Here is a 23,509-nt window from a genome sequence, read left to right as displayed (position 1 = left end):
TGATTCCTTACTTTATTTATGAGGACCAGTTGTTTGATTTGAATAGTCGGTCCTTCACATGCCCGTTCCAGCCGTATCGTATCGTATATATCCCGCTCCAGGCTCTTATTCCGCTCGAACCTAATGTTATCGTTGGGCAAAATTGGTGGACGCTATTGTCATTTTTGGAGCTCATCATCCGGGCGAATGGCCACTGTTGGCCATTCCATCGGCCGCCGCCAGCAGGTCATCGGCATGAACCATCAGCTCACGTACTTGGCGCAGCATCGGATATTGATGAAGTACGGCACGCCAGCGGGGACATTCCAGCAATTGATTCCAGACCGGCTCAAGGCCTCTGGAATCCGCATGTTGAATCTGTGTCGCGGTGCTGGCGAATTCCAGGCTGGCCTGCGCGGACAGTAGTTGCATCCGGCTGGCGGCACTGAGCAGGCGCGGATTTGCTTCCGCCGGCGCATCGCAGCAATAAAGCACCGTTCGGGCCAAATTCGGGTCGTCGGTCGTCAGTGCGTTTAGCGAGGCGCCGCGCAGGTGCACAAGGCCTTGCCGGGTCTTGAATGGATAGATGACGCCTTTGTCGGCAGCGGCAAGCAGACGTAATCCGCGTAATAGTGTTGGGAGATCGGTCGTTGCGGCGTCGGTGGAGGCCTTGGCTTCCATCAGCAGGCACACATCCCAGGCCGGCGTTATATCTGCAGTCTGCGCTTGTCGCAGCAAGACCGCGTCCCATTCGCTCTTGGCGCGCTCGTGACTGGCAGGTATGGAAGCCGGTACGCGCATTGATGTTACGACTCGAAATGTGGCTGGATTCCCTTCTGCCTCGTTGAGCCGCCGAGCCAGCGCTTCAAGCGCGTGTGTAGCCAGTGCTTCGACGGCGGCGCCACGATGCCGCGAGGCGGAGCCTTGCGCCAGGGCGGTCAAGCTCCCCGGGCGGGGGCCGTGTCGGTCCCACAGGGACTGATACCGGCGCACAAGGTCATTCGACGCCAAGGCGTCCAGACGCTGCAAACGTCCCAGCGCCGGACTGTCCAGCAGGCGCGTCAGGTCGCACTCAAGACGTGACTCATCGAGGGCTCGCGGCATAAGGAGGAGACGGTGCGCGTTATCGCGTAATTCCGACCAGGATCCGGAGGAGGCGGATGCATACAATTGAGCCAGCGCGTCGCGTTGCCGGCCCGGCGGGCTGCGCTGTAATTTGGCCGGGTGGGCGATGGCATTGACGGTCGCGTGGACCGAACGGCGATCCTTATTGGCGTGTGCCGACAGGGACGCATACTCGCGCACTGGTGCCTCCCGATGACGGAGCACCATGGCTTTAAAGGCAGCGTCTCCAGACTTCGCGCGAAGCGCTTGCTGAATCATGTGTGCAAGCGCCTCAATGAAAAGATGCTTTACCGCTTCGTCGGGCACTTTGCCGCGAGCCACCGCCACACGGGCCTGTTCGATTGCGATGGCAAGGGCAGTTGCCGGATTATCCTTTGCTTCGCGGCTCGATGTGCAGGCGATGGCAGGCAGCCGATACCGGCGCGCGATAAGGCGCAAGGTCTCGTCGAGCAAAGCAGGAGTGGGTTGTCGGGCCATTGTTGAATTTCCTTATTGGAAATTCTACCTTCGATCAGCGGCATGCCCATTTCCACGCTATCAACGCTACAGGTACGGTAAGCGCTGCCCATGACAGCGCGTCGTGCCAGCCGTCGCCCACCAGTGCGGCAATCAAGCCGACCAGAGTAATCAGGGCCACGATGATGGGTGCTTGCCACATCTGCCGTATCTTGCTGTTGCTGCGTGTGCGGTTGTTGTCTATGGGCAGGCTGCTCATGGATTGCTCTCTGTGGGTTGGTCTTCCGGGGCCGCGGGATTGCGGCGACGGGCAAGCCAAAGGTATAGGCCGCTGCCCAACAGGATAATAGTGATGATGTCCAGCGCCGCCCAAAGTATTTTCATCGGCATGCCGCCATAGTCGCCAAAGTGTAGCGGCTGCGAAAGAAGCAATGCGGTCATGTACCAGGGCAGGGGGCGGTTATCCGTGACTTGCAGGGTCTGTGCATCCACCAGCACAGGTTTAAGCGTGCGTGATGTCAGCGGCTCGGTGCCGCGCATGAATACGGCATAGTGATGCGGGCTGGACATTACCGATCCGGGAAATGCCACAAAGCCCAGTTGCATGTTTGGCTCGAGCGTCTGCGCCGCACGCACGGCTTGTTCAAGTGAGCCGGGCTGCGTTACAGGCGGTTGGCCGGCATACGGAGCGACCATTTCGGCCATTTGATCGGTTCGCCATGCGCTAACGATCAGCTCCGCCCAGGTATTGATCATGCCGGTCGCCCCGACCGTAACGACCCAAACGATGGTCACGATGCCCAATAGATTGTGCAGATCCAGCCATTTCAGGCGTGTTGCGCGGTTGCGGCGGATGTCTCCGAAACGCAGCCGCCGCATGAATGGAGCATATAGCACCACGCCCGATACGATTGCCACCAGCAACAGCAGAGCCATCAGGCCCAGGAACAGCTTGCCAGGCAGGCCGGCGTACATATCGGTGTGTAGCTGCAGCATGAATGCCATGAAGCCGCTGCGCTGAGCGGCAGGGTCCAGGACTTTGGCTGTGTAGTAGTCGACGGTGGGAGTAACAGACGTACCCGCGCCGGCGACGGTGTCGGCCATGTTTACGTACCAGAATCCATCGTCGGTGATGTCGCCGATGAACATGATGGCTTTGCCTGGCGCCTGCGCCTTTGCCGCCGCGACGACATCATCCATATTGGCCATGGGCAGGCCGCTGGCAGCGGTAGTGTGCGGAATGCCATCGGTCAGCAACTCTTCGATCTCATGCTCAAAAATAAGCGGCAGGCCGGTGAGGCACAGCATCAGAATGAAGATCGTACAGATCAGGCTAGTCCATTTGTGCACGAAGGACCATTTGCGCAAGGTTCCGGAAGTCATCATCGTCAAAACCAGAATGCATCGCATGGCGCGAATTTATACGGCCTAGTAGGACGGTATGTGACGGTAAAGCGGAACGGAGTGCGGCGGACCATAAAAATTTCCTGCTTCTGCAGCCAGGCGACATGCCTCGGCTCAAGACTATTGATAATGATAGTGAGAACGATTACTATCTCCAGTTGCGAAATTATACACAGATGGAGCAATCGGGGCAGACGCCAGTTTGAAGCAGAGGCGTTGCGGTAGTTCCGGATTGCGCCTTTCATTCCCCGATTTCTACCTTTATAAGAGTGAATGCATGTCCTACCGCCCTTTGTCCCGCCCTCCATCGCTGCTGCACTTGACGGCTGCGAGCCTTTTAATCGCCTCAGGCGGCGCGGCGGCCCAGACCGCAGCGCCCACCACTATATTGCCGGCGGTGACCGTCCAGGGCAGTCAGGGTGCTGACGGATTGCAGAAGCCATATGCGGGCGGACAAGTTGCAAAGGGCGGCAGCCTTGGTCTGCTCGGTACCAGTAATGTCATGGATACCCCTTTCAGCACCGTCAACTACACGGCCGAATTCATAGAAGATACACAGGCCCGGACACTGGCTGATGTCGTGACCAATGACGCGTCTGTGCGTACCACGACGTCCACCGACGGGTTCGGCGAAGACTTTCAGATCCGCGGCTTCAGCGTCGGGACGGGCGATGTGGGCCTCAATGGCCTTTACGGCCTGCTCTCCGCCAACCGCGTACCCATGGAAATGGTTGAGCGGGTCGAGCTGCTGAAAGGACCGGGTACGCTGATGCGCGGCATACCGCCCAATGGCGGCATTGGCGGCAGCATTAATGTTGTCACCAAGCGTGCCCATGATGAACCGCTTACCCGTCTGACCACCACTTATACCAGCAAGGCAAATTTTGGCACCCATGTGGATGTCGGCCAGCGCTTCGGAGAAGATAATGCCTGGGGCGTACGCTTTAATGGCGTGCTGCGTGGCGGCGAGGCGTCCATCAATGACGGAAGCCAGAAGTTGGGCCTTGGCGCCTTGGCGCTTGATTACCAGGGACAACGCCTGCGCTGGTCGCTGGATGCCCTATATCAGGATGATAAGGTCGACGACTTCCGTTCGCAGATCAGTTTTAGGCCCGACATCACCGAGATACCGGCGGCGCCGGACGGTCGCATTGCCTTCTATCCGGACACCACGCTGACCCAACGCGACAAGACAATCGCCTCGCGGCTGGAGTACGACCTTACCGATAACTTGACCGCGCATATTGGCTTGGGCTACCGCGATAACGTGGTGAAGCAGGTATTTCCAGTATCAGTGGACCCGGTCACATTGGCAAGGCAGGGCGTGGACGCCGACGGAAACTTCGGCGTCATGAACTCATACTACGACTCATACTCCAAGACTCTTAGCGGCGATATTGGAGTGCAGGCTCGATTCAATACCTGGGATGTTGGCCACACCCTGAGCCTTGGTTTGACGCGCTTGAGCCAAGAGGCAGGCAATGCCTATTCCCCGGGGACGGTGGCGATTCCGTCAAACATATATAGCCCATCTCCACTGCCGCCAAACGCAGCGGTCCGCGGCAGCATGCAGCGCTCTTCCGAGACGACGCTTGACAGTATCGCAATTGCCGACACGCTATCGTTCGCCCAGGATCGCGTCCTGCTTACTCTGGGGGCGCGCAAACAGACTGTTGACGTGGACAGCTACAGTACGACTACCGGCGCCAAGACCGGCAATTACAACGCCGATGCCGTTTCTCCTCTTGCGGGCATAGTCATCAAACCGCTGAGCAATGTGGCGGTGTACGGTAATTTCACTGAGGGGCTTACACGCGGTGCGATCGTCGGCGCCACATACGCCACAACGCCGGCGAGGTTCTGAATCCTTATAAATCCAAGCAGTATGAAGCTGGAGTAAAGGTGGACTGGGGCCGCATGACGACTACGCTGGCTGTCTACCAACTGGCGCGGCCAGCGGCTCAGGCCAATGAATCAAACGTCTATGGCTACTTTGGCGAGCAGCGCAACCGCGGTCTGGAGCTTACCGCCTATGGCGAATTGCAGCCTGGTCTGCGCGTCATAGCCGGTGCGGCGTTTGTCCAGGGCAAGCTGACGCAGACCCAGGGCGGTGTGAACCAGGGCAACACTGCGCCGGGCGTTCCCAGCAGCACCTTTAACCTGGGCCTGGACTGGGACGCTCCGTGGGTCGAAGGCCTTAGCTTCAATGGGCGTGTAGTGCGCACATCGTCGACGTACATCGATGCCGCCAACACGCAGAGCTTGCCAGGTGTCACTACCTTTGACGTTGGCGCCCGTTATCGCACTAAGGTGGCGGGGAAATCGGTGGTGCTGCGCGCCAATATTGATAATTTGACCGACAAGAAATATTGGCTGGCCAGCGGCAGCTTTGCAACCAACGCTGCGGGCCGCACGATCATGTTGTCGGCCTCGGTGGACTTCTGATCCGAACGGACGCCGTACACATGAAGTCATTGAACTTGCGGCGGACCGCCGGTGCCGCCGCGCTGGTCTCGCGCATCGCGGCAGCCTTGTTCGGCGGCTATGCTTTGGCGGCACTGGCCAGCGTAGCTACGCTGGCGCTGCCCATGAGCAAGCCGCAGGCGGTACTTACGGGCATGCTCCTAAGTTTCGTCGTTTATGCCGGTGCCGTCATCTGGGTGTTTGCAGTGCGCAACGCCTGGCGTGCCTGGGCAGGCTTGCTGGTGGTGGCGCTGCCGCTAGTGCTGGCTGCATGGCCTGCTTGGCTTGAAGGAGGTCCATGGTGAAGCAGCGCCAGGCAGACCGCAATACCGCTCTGAGTCTGCGCCAGAGCATGTCGGGCCTGCATACATGGGTCGGGCTGCTGATGGGCTGGGTCCTGTACGCCATGTTCCTGACGGGAACGGTAAGCTACTTCAAGGATGAAATCTCGCAGTGGATGCGGCCCGAGTTGGCGCACCAGACCCAGCCGATGGATGCCGCCTTGATGGCTCAACGCATTGCCGACGAACTCAAGGCCACTGTGCCTGATAGTTCTCAATGGAGCATGCGCCTGCCTAACGAACGCAACAACAGCGTCTATGCATTCTGGCGAACACAAGAGGGCGGCCGCCGAGGCTTCGCCGAGGGGCATTTTGATCCAGCCACAGGAAAAGCCATCAGCGCCCGCGACACCAAGGGCGGCGATTTTTTCTACCGTTTTCATTTCCAGTTTCACTACATACCGGTCGTCTGGGGTCGATGGATTGCTGGGCTTGCCGCGATGTTCATGTTGGTGGCGATTCTTAGCGGCATCATTACGCACAAGAAAATATTCATCGATTTCTTTACCTTTCGTCGCGGCAAGGGGCAGCGTTCGTGGCTGGACGCCCACAATGCGCTGTCGGTATTCGGCTTGCCCTTTCATCTTATGATCACCTATACGGGCTTGGTCACATTGATGGCGCTGTACATGCCATGGGGCCAACAGGCGGCTATCCAGACTTCCGCCGAGCGGCAGCAGCTTAGCGCTGAACTGAGCGCTTTCCTGCGGCCAGGCAAGCCGAACGGCGAGGCGCACGCCATGGCTTCGGTGGAAGACATGGTGCGACAGGCGCAAGCTCGTTGGGGGCGCGACAACATTGGCACCATAAGCGCCGTTAATCCCGCCGATACCGCCTCGCGCGTCAGCATCGCGCGCGGCGAGTTCGGCCGGGTCTCCATGAGCCCTCAGTATCTGCTGTTCGAGGGCAGCACTGGCAAGCTGCTGGAGGTCCACGATCAGGTCGGCCCGGCGGCGGAGACGCGAGGCGTGCTCTACGCGCTGCATCTCGGTCGCTTCAGCGATACTGTGACGCGCTGGCTGTATTTTCTTGTCAGCCTGGCGGGCACGGCCATGGTAGGCACTGGCCTGGTGCTGTGGACGGTCAAGCGGCGGCAAAAGCTGCCAAGTTCCAGGCGGCCTTACTTCGGGTTGTGGCTGGTCGAGCGGCTGAACATTGCAAGCATTGCCGGCTTGTCGGTGGCCATGACCAGTTTCCTGTGGGCCAATAGGCTGCTGCCGCAAGACCTCCCCATGCGGGCGGCAAGCGAAATCCAGGTGTTCTTTATTGTCTGGGCAGCCGCGCTGATACATGCACTGCTGCGCCCCGCCAGATTGGCCTGGGTTGAGCAACTCTGGATGGCCGCGGCTCTGCTGGCGCTGTTGCCCGTACTGAATGCTTCCACGACGTCCCGGCCGTTGTGGCACAGCCTGGTGATGGGCGATTGGGTATTCGCCGGCGTAGACATGGCGTCATGGGGGTTGGCCGCATTGCATGGTGCGCTGGCTTGGCATATGGGCAGGCGCAGGGCGAGCATCGGGCCGCGGTACGCCGGCAAGCCCCGCGCCGCGCCAACGCAGGAGGCGGCATGAACCATGTATTGTCCATCTTGCTGTGCACGGCCGGTTTCGCCGCGCTGGCCTGCGCCATGGAGCGCCAGCAAGATGCGTTATTTGGCGGCGCCCTGCATGGCCGAACTACGATAGGCCTGCGGATAACAGGCGCTATTGCTCTTTTCGCGGCGCTGGGGCTGGTCGTGGCTTGGCAAGGCTGGGCAATTGGCCTCGTCATGTATAGCGGCCACACCAGCGTTGCGGCCGGCGCCGTATATTGCATGCTGCTGCGCTGAACGCAAGCGGGTCATTTTTCTCGCTATTCGGTGTTGCGACCTTGTCCCGCATCCGTACCCGCCGGCGCCGCGGGTTGCAGGCCTTCTCGCGGCATCGGCGGCGTCAGTACCGATGCGGTATCGGTTTTTGAAGAGAACGTCAGGAATGCCAGGTGCGCCTCGTATCGCTCGAGCACGTCGTCAATCACCTGCTGCTTCGTCAGGCCCATCAGGTCATAGCCGCCCGAGCCGGTTTGCGTGAATACCTCGAGCCGGTAATAGACGTCGGTCTCGCGCGTCATCCGGCCGCTGAACATCGGCACTGGCGCTTCAACGACGGCGACGTGATAGAGAAAGGCGCGGAACGTATCCATCGAGACCCGCAGCAGCGGTTCTTCGATGCCGCCAGCGTTGACCGTGGCGCTACGCTCGACCTCGTAGCCCTGGTTCCGGAATTCGGCGGCAACGTCGTCGAGCGCCGGCAGCACGGTGCGGCCCAGGAACTGGGTGGCCTGTCGCAGCGACGGGAACGCGCGCAACTGCTCAAGCCGCTGCTTCCATGATCGTTCGGGCATGTGGCCGCCAATCGGCGCCATGGAAGGCTTGCGCAGCACTCGGCCTTCGCGTTCGGCCCGTTCCATCCTAAGCACTTTGTAGAAGGAGGCCATTACCAGGTAGGCAATGATCGTCACCGGCAATGCGAAGATAAGCGTCGCGTACTCCATCGCTACAACACCCCCCGCAAGCAGCATGGCCACGGTCAGCACAGCGGTGAGCACGGCCCAGAAGATGCGCAGCCATTTTGGACCGTCGTGCGATGGGTCGGGGATGGAGGCCGAGAAGTTCGACATCACCATGGCGCCCGAGTTTGCGCTAGTCAGGTAGAACAGCAATCCTGAAAGCGTTGCCAGGCCGATAAGGAACATGGCGCCGGGAAACAACTGCAGCAGCGCATACCATCCTTGCTCGGGGCTTTGCACCGCAAGCTCGGCGAAGGCCGTGTTGCCTTGCAGAACCTGGAACAGGGCGGAGTTGCCGAACAGCGAGACGATGATGAAGTCGCACAGCACCGGCACGGTAATAGCTGCGATCACGAATTCGCGAAGGGTGCGCCCGCGTGAAATGCGAGCCAGGAACACGCCTACGAAAGGCCCCCATGCCAGCCAGAAAGCCCAGAAGAACAGCGTCCAGCTGCCCATCCACTCGGAGCTGCCGGGTTCGTAGGCGAAGGTCTGCAGCGTGCGGGCCGGAAACGTGACAATGAATTGACCGATGTTTTCGACCAGGGCGTTCAATAGGAAGGCTGTTTGTCCGGTGACGAGGATGTAGACCATCATTGCCACGGCGCTCCAGAGATTCAGCTCGGATATCCAGCGGATGCCGCGGTCGACGCCCGAGGTGGTGGCTGCGATGGTCAGGACCACCGCACCGATGACCAGCGCGATTTGCAGGGCAAGGCCTTGTTCGAGGCCGAAGATCAGCGAGAAGCCGACATTCAGCAGCACGACGCCGATGCCCATGGAGGTGGCGACGCCGAATACGGTGCCAACCAGTGCGATGATGTTGATGCCGTCGCCCAAGGGGCCGCGTACGCGCTTGCCCAGCAGCGGATAGAGAGCCGCTCGGATCGAGAGGGGCATGCCCCAGCGGTAGGCGAAATATCCCATCGCCATGCCAAGCAGCGCGTAGACCGACCAGCCGGCGACGCCGTAGTGGAACATGGTCCAGACAACCGCATCCTGCATCGCGGCGGCCGTGCCGCCTGCGCCGGCTGGAGGATGCAGATATTGCACCACGGGCCCGGTGACCGAAAAAAACAGCATGTCGATCCCGACGCCCGCGGCGAACAGCATGGCAACCCAGGTTGCCAGCTTGTACTGCGGACGCGAGTGATCGGGGCCGAGCCGTACGTCGCCTTCCTTGGAAAATGCCACCCAAAGCACGAACCCGATCACAAGAGTCATCGTCAGTACGTAGTACCAGCCCAGGTTCGTCGCGATCCAGTCAACGGTCGCTTTCATTGTTGTGCGCGCATCGCCGGGCGTGAGTATGGCCCAGATCGAGAAGGCGACGATTACCACTGACGAGATCAAGAGAACGCCCCAATTGATGCTGACCGTCGGGTGTTCGATCAGTTCCTGGGGGCCTTTTTGCAGGTCGCTGCGCGACACCGGGGCGTCGTCGTCGAGCGTCCGTTCTGGGCGGCGTTCTGTGCCGCCGAACCGGCTGCGCTCCAACTGCGGATAGGGCTTTGCCGGTTGAGCGTCCTGGGCTTGAAGGCCTGGAGCGGCGGCTTGGGAAAGTTCATCGTCGGACGGCTGGGTCGGCATGTGTTTACTCCCTCCTTTATGAATAAACGCATTATGGCCGATTCAGCCGCCGTTGGGCCTTTATGACCCGGCCGGTTTGGGCCGCCGCACGGCGCGTACCTTTCCGCTAGCTCCGCCTCCGCAGTAGAAAATATCTGCTCCGTCGGACTCAAGGCCGCTGACGGCGGTGCCGGGCGGCATTTCCAGGCGTTCCAGCACCGTGCCGTTTTCGGGGTCGACGCGGCGGATATCGCTTTGGTCTGCCTCCCATGTTCCATGCCAGAGCTCGCCGTCGACCCAGGTGACGCCGGTGACATAGCGGTTGGATTCGATAGTGCGGATAATGGCGCCGGTTCCTGGGTCGATCTGGTGGATTTTTCGGCCTCGGTACTGGCCTACCCAAAGGCTGCCTTCGGCCCAGGCCAGGCCTGAATCATAGCCATGGCCGGGCGCTGGGATGGACGCAAGGACCTTGTTGGTGGCGGGGTCGATTTTATCGATGCGTTCCTCGGCGATTTGATAAAGATAGGTGCCGTCGAAGGCGGTGCCGGCATCGCAGGCGCGCTCGAGCGTGCCGGTGGTTTCACCGTTCTTGGGGTCGAAGGCGATCAACTGCGTGCCGGTGGCGGCCCAGACATGGCGGCCGTCGCAAGTGACGCCGTGGATCTGGCCGGCGCGGGGGAAAGGGCCGTATTCATGCAGGATCTCGGCCGCGTTGGTCGTGGTAGGAACGGTATTGGCATTGGTTTGCTGGGTCATCATTGGCTCCATTTTTTTGCGCCCTGGATTGGCGCCGTCAGACCACTTTATTCCATTGAAAGCGCGGTCGGGAGTAACAAGATTGTCGTGAATCCCGTCAGCGGCGGCGATAGCCAGCGGCGTGCCCGCGCCCGTCCGATCGAGCGTACCCGTCCAGCGGCCTCAAGCTCGGCGAGTGCCCGTTGGACGGTGCGTTGGCTGGCACCCAAGGCCAGGGCCAGCGCCGATGTCGACCAGGGGGCGCCGTCGCACAGCAACGCTACGAGCGACGCCTGCTCACCGTCGATGGGCGGAGCCAATAGGGCCACGGGAAGATCGCCAAAAGGTTTAAGAGCAAAGCCCTGCGCGGTGGCTTCGATGCCGGCCAGCGGAGCTATCAGCCGGCGCAGCCGGCCGATCTCGACCCGCAGGCGCGCTCTGTGAGATTCATCGGGATGGCGAGTGCGAAATGCGTCGACAATCAAGGATTCCCGGTTGACATCGCCGGGCCAGCCCTGCGCAAGAGCACACGCCAGCGCGAACAATACTGGCCGCCGCACCAGCGGGCGCCACACGGCACCGGCGCCCACTCTGCGGCGGCAGGCGTCGACCACCAATGTGCCGGACGCCAGGAGCGCCGCGACTTCGTCAAGACGCAGTTTTCGTTCGCCGCCGGAAAGCAAGAGGCGGGCCGCTGGTTGATCGAATGCGGCCTGTGCCTGCTCCACTTCGGCCAACAGCGCCGGGACGCCTGCACGCTTGGCGGCTTCAAGCGCACGGGCAAGCGATGCCCGCGCCGAATCGACATGCAGCGAGCGCAGCGCCAGTTCCGCCGCGGTAAGCTGCGCCACTGCGCTGAACGATGGCGGAAGGCCGTCCGCATCCAGTTGCGCCAGTGCAGCCTTTGCGTTGTCGATACGGCCAAGCAATAAAAGCCTGCGCGCCGCGATAAGTCTTGCTTGCAGCGCATTGGCATGGTCGGCATGGGCCTCCAGTGCGGCCACGGCTGCCGTCAGCAAGCGCGGCGAACCGCCGAAATCGCGCATGGCCAGCGCCACCTCGGCCTCGGCGACGATGCAACGGGCGCGCGCCAATTCTTCGTGGCTGCCGAAGCCGCGGCCAGCGTGGCGAAGCAGCTCGCGGGCGAGCGAGTAGTCGCCCAACTGAGCCATGGCAATACCGCGCAATGCCAGCGCCGGAGGGTCGTCGCGCAGAGCGACCCGCTTCAGGGCGCCAAGCGCATCGCCAGCGGCGAGCGCGCGTGCAGAAGCCGCGATCAGGGAGTCCATGGCGAAAGAATACACCCGTCGCTGTGATGCCGCATGGCAGGCGCGCGCATCTTCTTCCCTATAGAACCGTCATGGCCGGGGACCGGCTTCTTTCAGCATTGCATCGAAGTCCGGTAGTGGCGATCGCGCAAGCTTGGCAGCTTCCTCGGCCGAGAGACCGTACATTCGCAATAGGAGTTCATTCAATTCCATTGCGGCGGCTTTGTCGGCTCGGCCTTCCAGTATCTGCTTGGTTACGGCAAACAACGAACTGAGCGTCACGGTAATCGCTGTTTCGATGCAATTGGAGCAAGTGAAGCGCTTTGCTTGAATTCCCCGCAGGATATCAGTCCTTGCGCGATCTCGAAAAGTTTCGTCGTATTGCCGAAGTGCGAATTCGGCGCGTATTAAAAACCATCCCCAGATTGGGTCGGCAAGCGATCGCTCGACATAGGTGCGTTGAATGTATCCGATTGCTTTTGCGGGGTCTTTGTATTTTCCGCTGATGAAGTCCAGAACCTTTCCAAGCCCTTCAGCCCGCAGCGCAAACACGGCTTTGGCCAATTCTTCCTTTGATTCGAAGTGGTTATAAAAGGTACCTATGCCCAGTTCAGCTTCTTCTGTAATCGCTTGGATGGTGGCGCCTTCTACACCGTGCCGCGCCATAACGGACTCGGCTGCGGCAATGAGACGCAAGCGTGTTCGTTGCCTTACTCGACTTACAGCTGCGGTCTTGGATGATTGAGGGATTGACGCGTTCGACTGCTTGTTCATTGAAGATCCGTTGTGTTGAGACATAAAGTCTACCGCAGCCGTTCAGTTCAGGCCGAGTCAGCACGGGTTATCCCTATGTTGAATAATTTTTCATTAATGAATTAATATTCAAATATGAATTAATATTCATTTTTCACGATAAACATTTAATAAATAAAGCAATGTCAGGGTATTTCAGATACCCGGCGGGGAGCATGGAATGTCCGACGAGATTTTTGATGTAGTACAGATCGGTTATGGGCCGGTGGGTCAGGCGCTTGCGGCGATGTTGGGCCAGCGCGGACATAATGTCGCCGTTTTCGAGCGGCACAGTTCTCTTTATGCTTTGCCGCGGGCCGGCCACTTCGATCACGAAATAATGCGTATCTTTCAGTCTGTTGGCTGCGCGGAGCAGATTGAGGAAGATGTGTTTCCGGCGACGAAATATCAATGGCGAAACGGAAAGGGTGAAACTCTCATTACCTTCGATTGGGATCAGGTTGGTGTGTCTGGCTGGATGTCCGACTACTTGATGTTCCAACCCTATCTGGAAAACGCCCTGCATCATGCTGTCCAACAATATCCGACCGTTAGCGTCAATCATGGTTGGGAAGCGGTGGAAATCACTACGCATGCCGACCATGTTTCGCTGGAGCTGCGTCAATACATGGTTGATGCGCAGGGGCGTCAACAGGCCACGGGCGAAACCAAGACGGTCAAAGGTAGATACTTGGTGGGTGCCGACGGCGCCAACAGCTTCGTGCGCCAACATTTGAACCTGCCGTGGACCGACCTTGGATTCAACGAAAGCTGGGTGGTTCTGGATCTCAAACAAAAAGGGCCGGTTCATTATGAGTTTGATAATGGCCAGATATGCGACCCCAAGCGGCCATTGTGTTTATTCCAATTAGGCAAATCGCATCGTCGTTTCGAATATATGGTTATGCCAGGTGAGGACCGCGAAACGTTATTGCGTCCTGAGCACGCCTGGGAGACGATCCGGCCCTGGATGGCGCCGGACGATGCCGATCTCATCCGGCAAATTATTTATACGTTCAAGTCGGGGCTGGCTTCGCAGTGGTCTAAGGATAGAGTGTTTCTTGTGGGGGATGCCGCCCATTTGATGCCACCATTCCTTGGTCAAGGTATGTGCTCGGGAGTCAGGGATGCAAAAAACTTAGCATGGAAGCTCGATTTGGTGCTGAAGGATAAGGCCGATGCTGCGCTGTTGGAAACGTACCAGCAAGAACGTTCGCCGCACGTCAAAGAAATCATCGATCTGGCAGTACAGGTGGGGAAAATTTCATGCATGGTGGATCCGGAAGCAGCCGAGGCTCGCGACCAGGCTTTCAGGGACGGAGCAGTGCCCCCGCCGCCGCCTTTTCCAATTTTGCGTGATGGACTGATAGATCATAGTGCTGAAGCCCATTCCGTTACTGGAGAACTCGGACCGCAAGGCCAAGTTCGGCATTTGGGCAAAGAGGGGCGGTGTGATGACGTGCTGGGGCTCGGCTGGCAATTGATCAGTAACTTTGATGTTGATGAATTACTTTCCGATGGCTCCCGAGAATTGCTCCAATTGCTTGAGACACGGGTGATTCGCCCGATTCCGGTGGTGGACGAACCAAACGTCGCGGATGCCGTAGTTGACATCGATGGCACGTATTTCCGTTATTTTTCCGCTAACAATGTCAGTGCAATTTTGGTGCGTCCTGATTTCTATGTATTTGGTGGTGTGCAAGACAAGGCTGATATTGATGCGCTAATTCTTCGCCTTAGGGATGGATTCTCGAAGCGCAACGATTAAGGGCGCTGCGCCAGTTGGGGCTCACGCTCTGTGGTTGAGCCTAATAAGCTTTTGGGGGGAAATTCAGCATGACGGAAAGAATAGTGGAGCCGCTACTTGGCGAAGTTCTGCTGGGCGCCAAGAAGGCGGATGAGGCGCTTCGGAAGGATAATGAAAGCCACGCGCGAGCCATGCCGATGCAACGACTGCTGGGCGGCGGAATGGAGTATGCGGACGCTATGGCGCTGCACTCGATAGGCGATCGAGCGACTCGGTGGGTCGACGCGGCCATTGCGCTCGCGGAGCGCAATTTGACGCAGGCGCGAATCGCTCTGGGCGAGGGAAACACGGAAACGGCTCGCGCTAGTTTCCATTATGCCTCTGCGTGTTTTCGATTTGGGCATTCTGCGATAACGTCAGACACAGAAGAAAAGCGCGGCGTCTACGCGCGGATGGTATCGTCATTTTCGGAGGCGGCGCGTCTAGAATGCCTTGATATTCGCAAGATGGATTTTGCCTATCGTGAAGGCCAGCTGTGCGGCTGGTTGGTACGGCCTTCCCGCTTGGGGCCGATGCCGTTGGTGGTCTGTCTTGGCGGTTTTGACGGCTGGCGTGAAGAGTATTTCCTGGGTGCGCAATATCTCGCTGAACGAGGTGTTGCAACACTGCTCCTTGATGGTATCGGCCAGGGCGAGTCGCGTCTGTTTCATCGTTTATACCTGGGTCACGATTTCACCGAGGCCGTGTCGGTGGCGCTCGATCAAATAGCAAGTCAGATTCCTTTCACCGCAATCGGAATCTGGGGGAACAGTATGGGAGGGTTTCTTGCAGCTGCATGTGCAATCCAAGACTCACGAATTATCGCCTGCTGCGTCAATGGTGGCACAGTTCGCCCCGCTGAGATTCTTGATCGCTACCCGCGTTTTATCGAGAAAGTGAAGGCAATCCTGGGCGTTTCGGATTCTGTCGAGGCTGAAACTAGAATGAGGGAGTTCGATATCGGTCCTTCCATTCAAGGGCTAAGCTGTCCATTGTTGCAACTGCATGGCGAGCCCGATCAGGTCTTTCTTCTTGAAAATGCACGCCGTATTTATGATGGGGCAATGTCCAGCGACAAGTCTCTTATTGTCTGGCGCGATGGGGATCACTGCATCTACAACCATACGCATGAAAAATATACCGAGCTCGCTGATTGGTTTGAATCCAGATTGCGGAGGTAATGCGCGGGCGCTCGGTGCGTCATGCGCCAGCCTCTCCTGGCTCCGCATTCGGAGGACGCGATGCACCAGAGTTAAATCTTTGGACGGCTACGGCGCAATGTCATCACGTGGTCATGATGATATTGCGGCCGGACTGCTTGGCCCGGTACAAGGCTTCGTCGGCTTTGTGCAACAAGTCGTCCAGGGTGGCGTCCTGGCCTTGTAGCTGTGTGAGCCCCAGGGAAAGGGTAACTTGTATTGGCTGGCCTTTGGGCAGGCTTATGACGGCGTTCTCCACCGTGCTGCGGATGCGCTGCGCCACTGCCAGGGCGTGCTCTTTATCGGCGCAGACCAGTGCGGCGGCGAACTCTTCTCCGCCGATGCGGCCCAAAATATCGTGTTCGCGCAGGGTGTCGCGGATCAAATGCGCGACGTGCTGGAGTACGGCATCGCCGGCGCTGTGGCCCCATGTGTCATTGACCGCCTTGAAGTGATCAATGTCTATCATCAGCAGCGACAGCGGCTCATGGCGCTGGATGGCGCGGGCAAGTTCGCTTTCGACCCGTTCGACAAAATGGCGGCGGTTGAACAGGCCTGTCAGATAGTCGGTACGGGCGTGGGTTTCTGCCTGCTTTTTATGCGCGCGTTCGATTTCGAGTGCCTGTTGCGATAGCGCCAGGGACAGAGTCGACTGTTGCGCGTCCCGGCGCAATTGGCGCAGCCGCATGTACAGCATGGTGCAAATCAGACTGCTGTTTATTATTCCGCCGAAGAGCATCGCCCACGCACTTTTTGATGTCGTGCCAATAAGCGTTGTCCAACCGAAGTCGGTCAGAACGAACAGCGTGGCGACAACAGCAAGCATGACATACATTGCCTGCAGGAGTCTTCGGCTGGGAACTTGTTCGCGCCTGGCGGTAAAGGCCAGCGCCACGCAGTACCAGGCACCTGCCAAAGTGATGGCGGCGCCGATGCCCAGGGCCATCATCGTATAGCCCAGCGCCATTGCGGCCATTTGAACCGGAAAGGCCAGGAAAAATACAGTGAGTCCCCGCAGTCCCGGCGGGGAGTACAGCTTCAGCAGCGCCCGGCTGAACAGCAGAAACATAAAAGGCGCCGTACAGGCCAGAATATTGCTTAGCCAGTCGGCCAATTGGGGGAAATCGTACGGGACAAAAGGCGCTAAATTTCCGGTGACGCTTAGGCCGTAGAGAATGTATATGCCTTGATAAACGGCGAAGAGGCCCACGGCCGCCTCGCGACCGACTATGTAGTGGTCTATCGCCCATACCAGAGCCCACAGCATAAGCCCGATAAAAATATTCCGGATTAGAGTGGATTGCCCGGCCTTTTGGCTTGCTTGCTGCGGCTCCAGGCCTTCTACGGTGACCTGGTAGGCGCTTGTCGTCTTGATGCGCAGATAAAGGGTTTTCTCGGGGCTTGTCACGTTAACGACAAAGCCCAAGGCAATATCGTTGCGATCGCGATCTTCATAAGCATAACGGTCGCCGGTGACGCGCGTAAGCCATTCCTTGGGGCTGCCTGTGGCCGACTCGTAAAGGCGAACCTCGTCAAGCAAGGTTGGGCCGATGTGCAGTACGACCGCGTTGCCTGTAGAAGGGGCGCGTACCTGCAGGCGCAGCCAATATACGGAGTTCGAGTAGCCCTCGGAGAGCGTTGACTCCATAGGGCTGAACTCGCGGCTTGAAACCTGCCTAATCGTCAGCGTGCCATCCTTGTCTTCCAGCATGGCGCGCGAAACGATGAGATCTTGCGCCGCGGCCGCTGGAACCAGCAGAACCCCCGTGATCAGAACAAGGAAGGCGATAAGGCGCTTGAAGAAACCGTTGTTGGCCAAAAGTTTATCCCGGGCGTCAGGCCGCTAGATCGGCGTGCACCGTATTGGTTTCAGGAAGTTGCGGCGCAGGGGTACCGGGCGCCTGCGCGTGATTGTACCTGTTCAGCTTGAATGTCTTGGCTGTCGGCGGGGCGCCTTGTTATTTGCCGTGCAGCAGCGTCCAGTCGATCAGTTCCGCGGACAATCGGTCGGCTGCGCGGCCGAAAGCCTTGACGACCTCGGGCGCTTCCTTGCCCTGCACAGGCTCAACGATGTCGAAACTACGTGTGGCGATGCTGCGATTGCTTGACGATTGCACCAGGGAAGCGTCGTAGTGGACATGAACCGCGGGCGCGCCGTTTTCGTAGACGGTTTGAAATGCCGTCAGGTCGCCGGCCAGCTCGAAGTCGGCGTCCGGGCCTGCACTATTGCCCAGGCTGATGGAGGCGAAGCGCCCATCGGCGCGAAACGCGCTGGCCAGGCGGTTGCGTAACAGGACGGGTGCAGGGTCGCTCCAGCGTACACCGCTGTATGCACTGATCTGGCTGCCTTGCGGTACCACCAGTATGCGTGCGCTGTCGACCATCTGACTGCTGTATGGCGTTGCTATGCGCAGCGACAAAGGCGCACCGTTTTCCTTCTTGGCCGGTGTTTGCTGCGCGAGTTGCGCAGCAGGAAGCTGATAGACGGTAAGGGTTTCGGACTGCGGCAATATAGAGCAGGCTGACAGCAGCAATGCGGCTGCCGCCAGGCCCAGGCGGTGGATTTTTCTTATGTGTGGCGATAGCAAGGTGGTCATGGTTGGAACTCCTGCATTTTTTCTCGTCCCAGCAAGTAGTTTGTGGGGTTTTCTTCCAGGCGGCGGGTGACATTGCGCATGGACGCCAGCGTGTTGCGCAACTCTTGCAGGGTGGGTCCGATTTCGTTCAGGCCCTGCATGCCCCCGTTGATGGCACTTTTGTTCTTGCGCAGTATTTCATTGATATTCGAGCTGGCTTCTTCCAGCGAGGCCATGGCTTGCTGGGCGCTGTCCAGGGTGCGGGCCCCCTGGTTCTTGACCAGATTGTCGGTGTTGCGCATTAACTCGGTTGCCTGCCGCAGCGCCGTCGTGGCTTGCTGGCTGGCCGTAGCCAGTGTCTTGAGCATGGCGTCGACGTTGTCTTTTTCGCCGGCCATGGCGTTGGCGACCTCTTGCAGCGATTCCAGTGTTTTGCCAAGGCGCTGTGCGTTTTCGGCCGACAGGAAAGCCTTTGCGTTGATGATCAGTTCGGATAGGTTGGCCATCAGGTTGTCGCCGTTGGCAAGCAACTGGGCCAGCGACGAAGGCGTAGCCACGATGACAGGCTCTTTGCCGTTCTGGCCCACCAGCGGCGGGCTGCCGGGCGTGCCGCCGCTTAGCTCGATGACGGACGTGCCCGTAATGCCCGTCAAGGCCAGCTTGGCCTTGGTGTCTTGCGTAATGGGAATATTGCCTTCGACACGGATATGGGCACGTACTTTGCGGGGATCTTGCGGATCCAGGGAAAGGTCGGTGATGTCGCCCACCTTTATGCCGCTGTACTGTACTGCGCTGCCGCGTGACAGGCCCCGCACGGTTTCGTTGAAGATCACCGTGTAGTAGCGCAATTCAACGTCTTTGTACGACTTGCCCAGCCATAGTGCGAACAACAAGGCGGCGCATACGATGGCGACGGTGAATAGGCCGATCAAGACATGATGAGCGCGTGGCTCCATTATTTGGACTCCTGGGCCGGTTTGGCGGCTTTTTGGGCGGCGCGTCCGCGCGGCCCGTGAAAGTAGTCGTGCACCCATGCATCGTCGGCGGCTTCGACAACCTGCAGGGTGTCGGCCACTAAAACTTTTTTATCCGAGAGCACGGCTACGCGGTCGCAAATAGTGTAAAGGGTATCGAGGTCGTGGGTGACGAGGAATACGGTCAGGCCCAGCGCGTCGCGCAAGGTCAGTATCAGTTGGTCGAACGCCCCTGCGCCGATGGGATCGAGGCCGGCGGTCGGTTCGTCCAGGAAGAGTATTTCGGGGTCCAGCGCCAGAGCGCGGGCCAGGGCGGCGCGCTTGACCATGCCGCCGGACAACGAGGCTGGATACTGCTGGCCCGCCTCGGCGCGCAGGCCGGCCAGGGCAATCTTCAAGCCAGCCAGGTGTTCCGCTTCCGGACGGCTCATGCCGGCATGCTCCATAAGAGGCATGGCGATATTTTCGGTGACGGTCAACGACGAAAACAACGCCCCGCTTTGGAACAGCACGCCAAAGCGGCGCTCCATTGCGGAACGCTGGTCGGGCGAAGCCGCCAGTGCGTCCTGGCCGAAGATATGGACAGTGCCTTGGGCGGGCTTTTGCAAGCCCACGATGGAGCGCAGCAGTACGGACTTGCCGGTACCCGAGCCGCCCACCACGCCCAGGATTTCGCCACGGTAGACGTCCAGGTTCAGGTTCTTGTGCACGACATGGGCGCCGAACTGATTGGTCAGGTTGCGCACCTGGATAATCGCATCGCTGCCGGAGCGGGCGCTGGGGGCTACCATCCCATCTCCATGAAGAAAAGCGCTGCCAGTGCATCCAGCAGAATCACGATGAAAATCGATTGCACGACGGCGGAAGTCGTGTGCTCTCCGACAGATTGCGCGCTGCCCGAGACCTTGAATCCTTCCATACAGCCGATGATGGCGATGACATAGGCGAAGATCGGAGCCTTGACCATGCCCAGCAGAAAATGCCGCAGTTCGATGCTGTCCTGGAAAATGGTAAGAAACATGGTGGGCGAAATACCCAGCGCCAGCGCGCACACCAGGGCTCCGCCGAGAATCCCGGAGATCATGCCGATAAAGGTCAGCAGCGGCATCGACACCAGCAAGGCAAGTATGCGCGGCAATACCAGGACGTCGATAGGGTTCAGGCCCAGCATGCGGATCGCATCGATCTCTTCGTTGGCCTTCATGGAGCCTAACTGCGCGGTAAAGGCGCTGGCGGTGCGTCCGGCCATAAGGATAGCCGTGAGCAAAACGGCAAACTCCCGCAGAAATGAAAAGGCGACCAGGTTGACGGTGTAGATAGTGGCGCCGAAGTCGGCCAGCACGGTCGCCCCAAGAAATGCGATGACCGCGCCCACCATGAAGGTCAACAGCGCCACGATGGGAACGGCGTTCAGCCCGGTTTGTTCGATCTGCGCCACGATGGAGGTAATGCGCCAGCTTCCGGGGCGCACCATATTGCGCAACAGGGCCTCAAGCGTCAGGCCTATGAAACCGAGCAGGGCGATGTTTTGCCGCCAAAGCCCTTCCATGTTTGTTCCGATCCGTTCCAGCAATTCAAGCAACAGAGGCGATTTGGCTGGCACGTCTTGTGTGTTTGCGTGGCTTTGTGCGGCGGCTACAGTTTGCAATAGCGCTTTGCGCTCTGCCGGCAATGGCGACTGCGGACCGACTGCGGCCTTGGTCAGTTCGGGGCCGAGCAGTTCGACCAGGCGCGAGGCGCCGGCTGTGTCGAGCGCGGTCAGGCCCTGGCTGTCGATGCGGCCGGACGATAGCGCGTCGGCGCCTGCATTGTCGGCGCGAAAGCCTGCGATCTGCCGCCCAAGCACGGCATAGTTATCCAGCGTCCAGGCGCCGCGCAGGGTCAAGGTGTGCGGGCGGCTACCTGTGTCCCAGGAAAAGAAAGCGGTGTCGGCCGCCTGGGTCATGGCGCCGCCGAAGAGAGGGCGGCTGCCCTTGGGAATTGGATGCTCATTGGCGGCGATATGGCGGACTTGTCCCGCGTCTCCGTTGATTGTGGTAATGGGGTCGTATTGTAGTCCAGCGCGCTGTTATTGAGAACGATGGGCTAGGCTGGTTGGCGCTGTATCTTTGAACGACGGATTGTTCGAATTTAATTGCGAAGCATGGTCATCGTACAAGGGTAATTACTGTTTGTGGGCGGACAAAACTCAATTAGCATTTTTTTGTCGTATTTTGCGACAAATAATCCAAGTGAGATAGTCCATGCTTCCAGCAGACTGCAATTGTTCCCAACACATCGACCGGCGCAAATTCCTGACACGCACTTTAGCCGGAACGCTGGCTGCCGCATCGATCATGTCAATCGACCTGGCAAGTGCGGCGGAGTCCAAATCGTCAATCAAAGTCACAACAGACCCAGGCAAGCGCAAGTTTATGGAAGAAGCCACGCGCCTGGCGATCGAGTCCGTCGAAAAAGGCTGGGGCGGACCGTTTGGGGCTGTTATTGTCAAAGACGGGGAAATCATCGGGCGTGGCCAGAACCGTGTGCTCTTGACCGGCATCCCTGTATTTCACGCCGAAATCACGGCCATCATGGACGCATCGGCCCGGCTCAATCCCAAGGCGCTGCTAGGCAGCGATTACGGCGCGGGCACCATTCTTGAGATGATTCCCCGGGAAGCTGGCTCGCCCGACCCCGTATCCGAGCGCGCACGCATGCTTAAAGGCTGCGAGATATACATCAACGGCGCCCCCTGCCCGATGTGCATGAGCGCCATCTATTGGGCTCGCATCGACCATGTCTACTTCGCGGCCAGCTTGAAAGACACCAGCAAGATCGGCTTTGATGATGCCTTCCAATACGAAGATTTTGCCAAGCCCTGGGATGAAAGACGCATCGCCGTCACCCCAAACTTCGAACGGGATGTCGGGCTGAAAGCCTACGATGCCTGGATGGCCAAGAAAGACCGCCACCCTTATTAGGAACAGGAAGAGAAACCCCTTTCTCGTGAAGGGGCGCCAGGGCGCTTTTTACCTGAATGAGTCACAATAAGCCTTTTGATGTTTGCATTGGAAGGCGTTATGACTCGTATTGTCCTGTTTGAGAATATTCATCCAAGTGCCCACGAAGTATTTGCCGCGGCGGGCCTGAACGATATCGTGGCCCATGCTTCGGCGTTGCCGCCTGAATCGCTGCTTGAAGCCATGAAGGGCGCACAGTTGGTGGGGATCCGGTCGCGTACACACCTGGATGCGGCGCTTTTGTCCCAGTTGCCGGACTTGCGCGCGGTGGGCTGCTTTTGCATCGGAACCAACCAGGTCGATCTGGAAACGGCCATGCTGCGGGGGGTGCCGGTATTCAATGCGCCGTTTTCCAATACGCGTTCGGTGGCTGAAATGGTATTGGGCCAGTCCATACTGTTGTTGCGCCGCATCCCTGAAAAAAACGATCGTGTCCACCATGGGTTCTGGGACAAGACGGCCGATGGGGCGTTCGAAACCCGGGGCAAGACGCTGGGTATCATCGGGTACGGCAATATCGGCTCTCAGGTCGGCACCTTGGCCGAAGCCGCCGGCATGCGCGTGGTCTTTCACGACATCGAAGCCAAGCTGCCGCTGGGCAACGCCCGGGCCTGCACCACGCTTGCGCAATTGCTGGGGCAGTCCGATGTGGTTACGCTGCACGTTCCCGGCGGGCGCGGCACAAAAGACATCATGAACGCGGCGACGATCGCCGCCATGAAGCCCGGTGCCATCCTTATCAATGCGTCGCGCGGTACGGTGGTGGACATCGACGCGCTGCACGATGCCCTGAAGTCGGGCCATTTGTCGGGCGCAGCCATTGACGTTTTCCCGACCGAACCCAAAGGGCGCGACGAGCCTTTGAAAAGCCCGCTGATCGGCATGCGCAACGTGATTCTTACGCCGCATATCGGCGGCAGTACGCAAGAATCACAAGAGAATATCGGGCGCGAAGTGGCCGAGAAGCTGGTGCGTTTCGTGCTTAGCGGGACGACCAAAGGGGCGGTCAACTTCCCCGAAATACCTTACCAGGAAGCGGCCGGCGCAGCCCGTATTTTGCACGTGCACCGCAACTTGCCGGGCGCCTTGGGCACGCTAAGCAGCCTGGTGGCCGAGTTCGGCCTGAACATCGTCAGCCAGCAATTGCAAACCAAAGGCCAGGTGGGCTATGTGATTTCCGACGTGGAAGGCCCGGTCGATGCCAAGGTCCTGGCAGCGCTGCGGGCGCATCCCATTACCATACGCTGCGATATCGTTTGATCGCGTGACAGGCCTGGCCTGTCGTTCAAA

21 protein-coding genes are annotated in these 23,509 nt (G+C 59.1%); 9 read left to right on the top strand and 12 right to left on the bottom strand.

What is annotated here, in order from left to right:
* Positions 1-174: 174 nt before the first annotated feature.
* The 3 genes from DFR37_RS12045 to DFR37_RS12035 are packed head-to-tail and all read right to left on the bottom strand — an operon-like array spanning position 175 to position 2,946.
* Positions 175-1,581, bottom strand: a complete 1,407-nt coding sequence (locus DFR37_RS12045) for a 3-deoxy-D-arabino-heptulosonate 7-phosphate synthase (protein ID WP_113933461.1) — start codon at positions 1,579-1,581, stop codon at positions 175-177.
* 34 nt (positions 1,582-1,615) lie between these two features.
* Positions 1,616-1,819, bottom strand: a complete 204-nt coding sequence (locus DFR37_RS12040; protein ID WP_113933460.1) for a hypothetical protein — start codon at positions 1,817-1,819, stop codon at positions 1,616-1,618.
* Positions 1,816-2,946 (bottom strand): PepSY-associated TM helix domain-containing protein, encoded by a 1,131-nt coding sequence (locus DFR37_RS12035; protein WP_242341806.1) that lies wholly within the window; start codon positions 2,944-2,946, stop codon positions 1,816-1,818. The genes DFR37_RS12040 and DFR37_RS12035 overlap by 4 nt, the downstream gene beginning before the upstream one ends.
* A gap of 295 nt (positions 2,947-3,241) precedes the next feature.
* Between DFR37_RS12035 and DFR37_RS12025 the strand changes: the two genes are divergently transcribed.
* From DFR37_RS12025 to DFR37_RS12010, 5 genes are read left to right on the top strand one after another with little or no spacing between them, the layout of a single operon-like run.
* Positions 3,242-4,828, top strand: a complete 1,587-nt coding sequence (locus DFR37_RS12025) for a TonB-dependent receptor (RefSeq protein ID WP_242341807.1) — start codon at positions 3,242-3,244, stop codon at positions 4,826-4,828.
* A gap of 53 nt (positions 4,829-4,881) precedes the next feature.
* Positions 4,882-5,409 (top strand): TonB-dependent receptor domain-containing protein, encoded by a 528-nt coding sequence (locus tag DFR37_RS23300; RefSeq protein WP_242341808.1) that lies wholly within the window; start codon positions 4,882-4,884, stop codon positions 5,407-5,409.
* A 20-nt stretch (positions 5,410-5,429) separates the two neighbouring features.
* On the top strand, positions 5,430-5,732 hold the full coding sequence (locus tag DFR37_RS12020; RefSeq protein ID WP_113933458.1) for a DUF3649 domain-containing protein: 303 nt from the start codon (positions 5,430-5,432) through the stop codon (positions 5,730-5,732).
* A complete protein-coding gene (locus DFR37_RS12015; RefSeq protein WP_211317244.1) occupies positions 5,726-7,339 on the top strand; it encodes a PepSY-associated TM helix domain-containing protein in 1,614 nt (537 codons plus the stop codon). The genes DFR37_RS12020 and DFR37_RS12015 overlap by 7 nt, the downstream gene beginning before the upstream one ends.
* Positions 7,336-7,596, top strand: a complete 261-nt coding sequence (locus DFR37_RS12010; protein WP_113933457.1) for a DUF3325 domain-containing protein — start codon at positions 7,336-7,338, stop codon at positions 7,594-7,596. Before DFR37_RS12015 ends, DFR37_RS12010 begins: the two co-directional genes overlap by 4 nt.
* A 23-nt stretch (positions 7,597-7,619) precedes the next feature.
* Here DFR37_RS12010 and betT read toward each other — a convergent pair whose 3' ends face one another.
* The 4 genes from betT to DFR37_RS11990 all read right to left on the bottom strand — a co-directional run bounded on the left by betT (position 7,620) and on the right by DFR37_RS11990 (position 12,664).
* Positions 7,620-9,905: a choline BCCT transporter BetT gene (gene betT / locus DFR37_RS12005; protein ID WP_113933456.1), complete on the bottom strand. Its 2,286-nt coding sequence runs from the start codon at positions 9,903-9,905 to the stop codon at positions 7,620-7,622.
* Between the two features lie 60 nt (positions 9,906-9,965).
* Positions 9,966-10,643, bottom strand: a complete 678-nt coding sequence (locus DFR37_RS12000; protein ID WP_113933455.1) for a Vgb family protein — start codon at positions 10,641-10,643, stop codon at positions 9,966-9,968.
* A 47-nt stretch (positions 10,644-10,690) separates the two neighbouring features.
* Positions 10,691-11,911: a helix-turn-helix domain-containing protein gene (locus DFR37_RS11995; RefSeq protein WP_113933454.1), complete on the bottom strand. Its 1,221-nt coding sequence runs from the start codon at positions 11,909-11,911 to the stop codon at positions 10,691-10,693.
* Positions 11,912-11,980: 69 nt separating this feature from the next.
* Positions 11,981-12,664, bottom strand: a complete 684-nt coding sequence (locus DFR37_RS11990; protein ID WP_170139891.1) for a TetR/AcrR family transcriptional regulator — start codon at positions 12,662-12,664, stop codon at positions 11,981-11,983.
* 199 nt (positions 12,665-12,863) lie between these two features.
* Here DFR37_RS11990 and mhpA point away from each other — a divergent pair, with 199 nt between their 5' ends.
* Entirely contained in the window at positions 12,864-14,450 is a 1,587-nt protein-coding gene (gene mhpA, locus DFR37_RS11985) for a bifunctional 3-(3-hydroxy-phenyl)propionate/3-hydroxycinnamic acid hydroxylase MhpA (RefSeq protein WP_113933452.1), read from the top strand.
* Positions 14,451-14,518: 68 nt separating this feature from the next.
* Positions 14,519-15,649: an alpha/beta hydrolase family protein gene (locus DFR37_RS11980; RefSeq protein ID WP_113933451.1), complete on the top strand. Its 1,131-nt coding sequence runs from the start codon at positions 14,519-14,521 to the stop codon at positions 15,647-15,649.
* Between the two features lie 103 nt (positions 15,650-15,752).
* On the opposite strand, the gene DFR37_RS11975 is transcribed toward DFR37_RS11980, so the two are convergent.
* The 5 genes from DFR37_RS11975 to DFR37_RS11955 form a co-directional block, all read right to left on the bottom strand.
* Entirely contained in the window at positions 15,753-17,486 is a 1,734-nt protein-coding gene (locus DFR37_RS11975; RefSeq protein ID WP_113933450.1) for a diguanylate cyclase, read from the bottom strand.
* Between the two features lie 139 nt (positions 17,487-17,625).
* Positions 17,626-18,264, bottom strand: a complete 639-nt coding sequence (locus tag DFR37_RS11970; protein WP_113933449.1) for an ABC-type transport auxiliary lipoprotein family protein — start codon at positions 18,262-18,264, stop codon at positions 17,626-17,628.
* On the bottom strand, positions 18,261-19,199 hold the full coding sequence (locus DFR37_RS11965; protein WP_113933448.1) for an MlaD family protein: 939 nt from the start codon (positions 19,197-19,199) through the stop codon (positions 18,261-18,263). The genes DFR37_RS11970 and DFR37_RS11965 overlap by 4 nt, the downstream gene beginning before the upstream one ends.
* A complete protein-coding gene (locus DFR37_RS11960) occupies positions 19,199-20,008 on the bottom strand; it encodes an ABC transporter ATP-binding protein (RefSeq protein WP_113933447.1) in 810 nt (269 codons plus the stop codon). Before DFR37_RS11960 ends, DFR37_RS11965 begins: the two co-directional genes overlap by 1 nt.
* Positions 20,002-21,162, bottom strand: coding sequence for an MlaE family ABC transporter permease (locus tag DFR37_RS11955; RefSeq protein WP_113933446.1), 1,161 nt, complete (start codon positions 21,160-21,162; stop codon positions 20,002-20,004). The genes DFR37_RS11960 and DFR37_RS11955 overlap by 7 nt, the downstream gene beginning before the upstream one ends.
* A 298-nt stretch (positions 21,163-21,460) precedes the next feature.
* Between DFR37_RS11955 and DFR37_RS11950 the strand changes: the two genes are divergently transcribed.
* Both DFR37_RS11950 and serA read left to right on the top strand, forming a co-directional pair.
* Complete coding sequence (locus DFR37_RS11950) at positions 21,461-22,180, top strand: nucleoside deaminase (protein WP_113933445.1); 720 nt, start codon at positions 21,461-21,463, stop codon at positions 22,178-22,180.
* Between the two features lie 99 nt (positions 22,181-22,279).
* Complete coding sequence (gene serA, locus DFR37_RS11945; RefSeq protein ID WP_113933496.1) at positions 22,280-23,479, top strand: phosphoglycerate dehydrogenase; 1,200 nt, start codon at positions 22,280-22,282, stop codon at positions 23,477-23,479.
* The last annotated feature ends 30 nt before the right edge of the window (positions 23,480-23,509 follow it).

The organism is Eoetvoesiella caeni, assembly GCF_003315175.1.
Taxonomy (GTDB): domain Bacteria; phylum Pseudomonadota; class Gammaproteobacteria; order Burkholderiales; family Burkholderiaceae_B; genus Eoetvoesia; species Eoetvoesia caeni.
The sequence above is the reverse complement of the archived record's forward strand: the minus strand, read 5'-3'. Positions and strand labels throughout refer to the sequence as shown.

Coding starts and splice junctions, on each gene's coding strand:
- DFR37_RS12020 (WP_113933458.1), top strand. CDS start 5,430: ATGAAGTCATTGAACTTGCGGCGGACCGCCGGTGCCGCCGCGCTGGTC.
- DFR37_RS12000 (WP_113933455.1), bottom strand. CDS start 10,643: ATGACCCAGCAAACCAATGCCAATACCGTTCCTACCACGACCAACGCG.
- betT (WP_113933456.1), bottom strand. CDS start 9,905: ATGCCGACCCAGCCGTCCGACGATGAACTTTCCCAAGCCGCCGCTCCA.
- DFR37_RS11995 (WP_113933454.1), bottom strand. CDS start 11,911: ATGGACTCCCTGATCGCGGCTTCTGCACGCGCGCTCGCCGCTGGCGAT.
- mhpA (WP_113933452.1), top strand. CDS start 12,864: ATGTCCGACGAGATTTTTGATGTAGTACAGATCGGTTATGGGCCGGTG.
- DFR37_RS11970 (WP_113933449.1), bottom strand. CDS start 18,264: ATGACCACCTTGCTATCGCCACACATAAGAAAAATCCACCGCCTGGGC.
- DFR37_RS11960 (WP_113933447.1), bottom strand. CDS start 20,008: ATGGTAGCCCCCAGCGCCCGCTCCGGCAGCGATGCGATTATCCAGGTG.
- serA (WP_113933496.1), top strand. CDS start 22,280: ATGACTCGTATTGTCCTGTTTGAGAATATTCATCCAAGTGCCCACGAA.
- DFR37_RS12010 (WP_113933457.1), top strand. CDS start 7,336: ATGAACCATGTATTGTCCATCTTGCTGTGCACGGCCGGTTTCGCCGCG.
- DFR37_RS11980 (WP_113933451.1), top strand. CDS start 14,519: ATGACGGAAAGAATAGTGGAGCCGCTACTTGGCGAAGTTCTGCTGGGC.
- DFR37_RS12045 (WP_113933461.1), bottom strand. CDS start 1,581: ATGGCCCGACAACCCACTCCTGCTTTGCTCGACGAGACCTTGCGCCTT.
- DFR37_RS12040 (WP_113933460.1), bottom strand. CDS start 1,819: ATGAGCAGCCTGCCCATAGACAACAACCGCACACGCAGCAACAGCAAG.
- DFR37_RS23300 (WP_242341808.1), top strand. CDS start 4,882: ATGACGACTACGCTGGCTGTCTACCAACTGGCGCGGCCAGCGGCTCAG.
- DFR37_RS11950 (WP_113933445.1), top strand. CDS start 21,461: ATGCTTCCAGCAGACTGCAATTGTTCCCAACACATCGACCGGCGCAAA.
- DFR37_RS12025 (WP_242341807.1), top strand. CDS start 3,242: ATGTCCTACCGCCCTTTGTCCCGCCCTCCATCGCTGCTGCACTTGACG.
- DFR37_RS11990 (WP_170139891.1), bottom strand. CDS start 12,664: ATGAACAAGCAGTCGAACGCGTCAATCCCTCAATCATCCAAGACCGCA.
- DFR37_RS12035 (WP_242341806.1), bottom strand. CDS start 2,946: ATGATGACTTCCGGAACCTTGCGCAAATGGTCCTTCGTGCACAAATGG.
- DFR37_RS12015 (WP_211317244.1), top strand. CDS start 5,726: ATGGTGAAGCAGCGCCAGGCAGACCGCAATACCGCTCTGAGTCTGCGC.
- DFR37_RS11955 (WP_113933446.1), bottom strand. CDS start 21,162: ATGACCCAGGCGGCCGACACCGCTTTCTTTTCCTGGGACACAGGTAGC.
- DFR37_RS11965 (WP_113933448.1), bottom strand. CDS start 19,199: ATGGAGCCACGCGCTCATCATGTCTTGATCGGCCTATTCACCGTCGCC.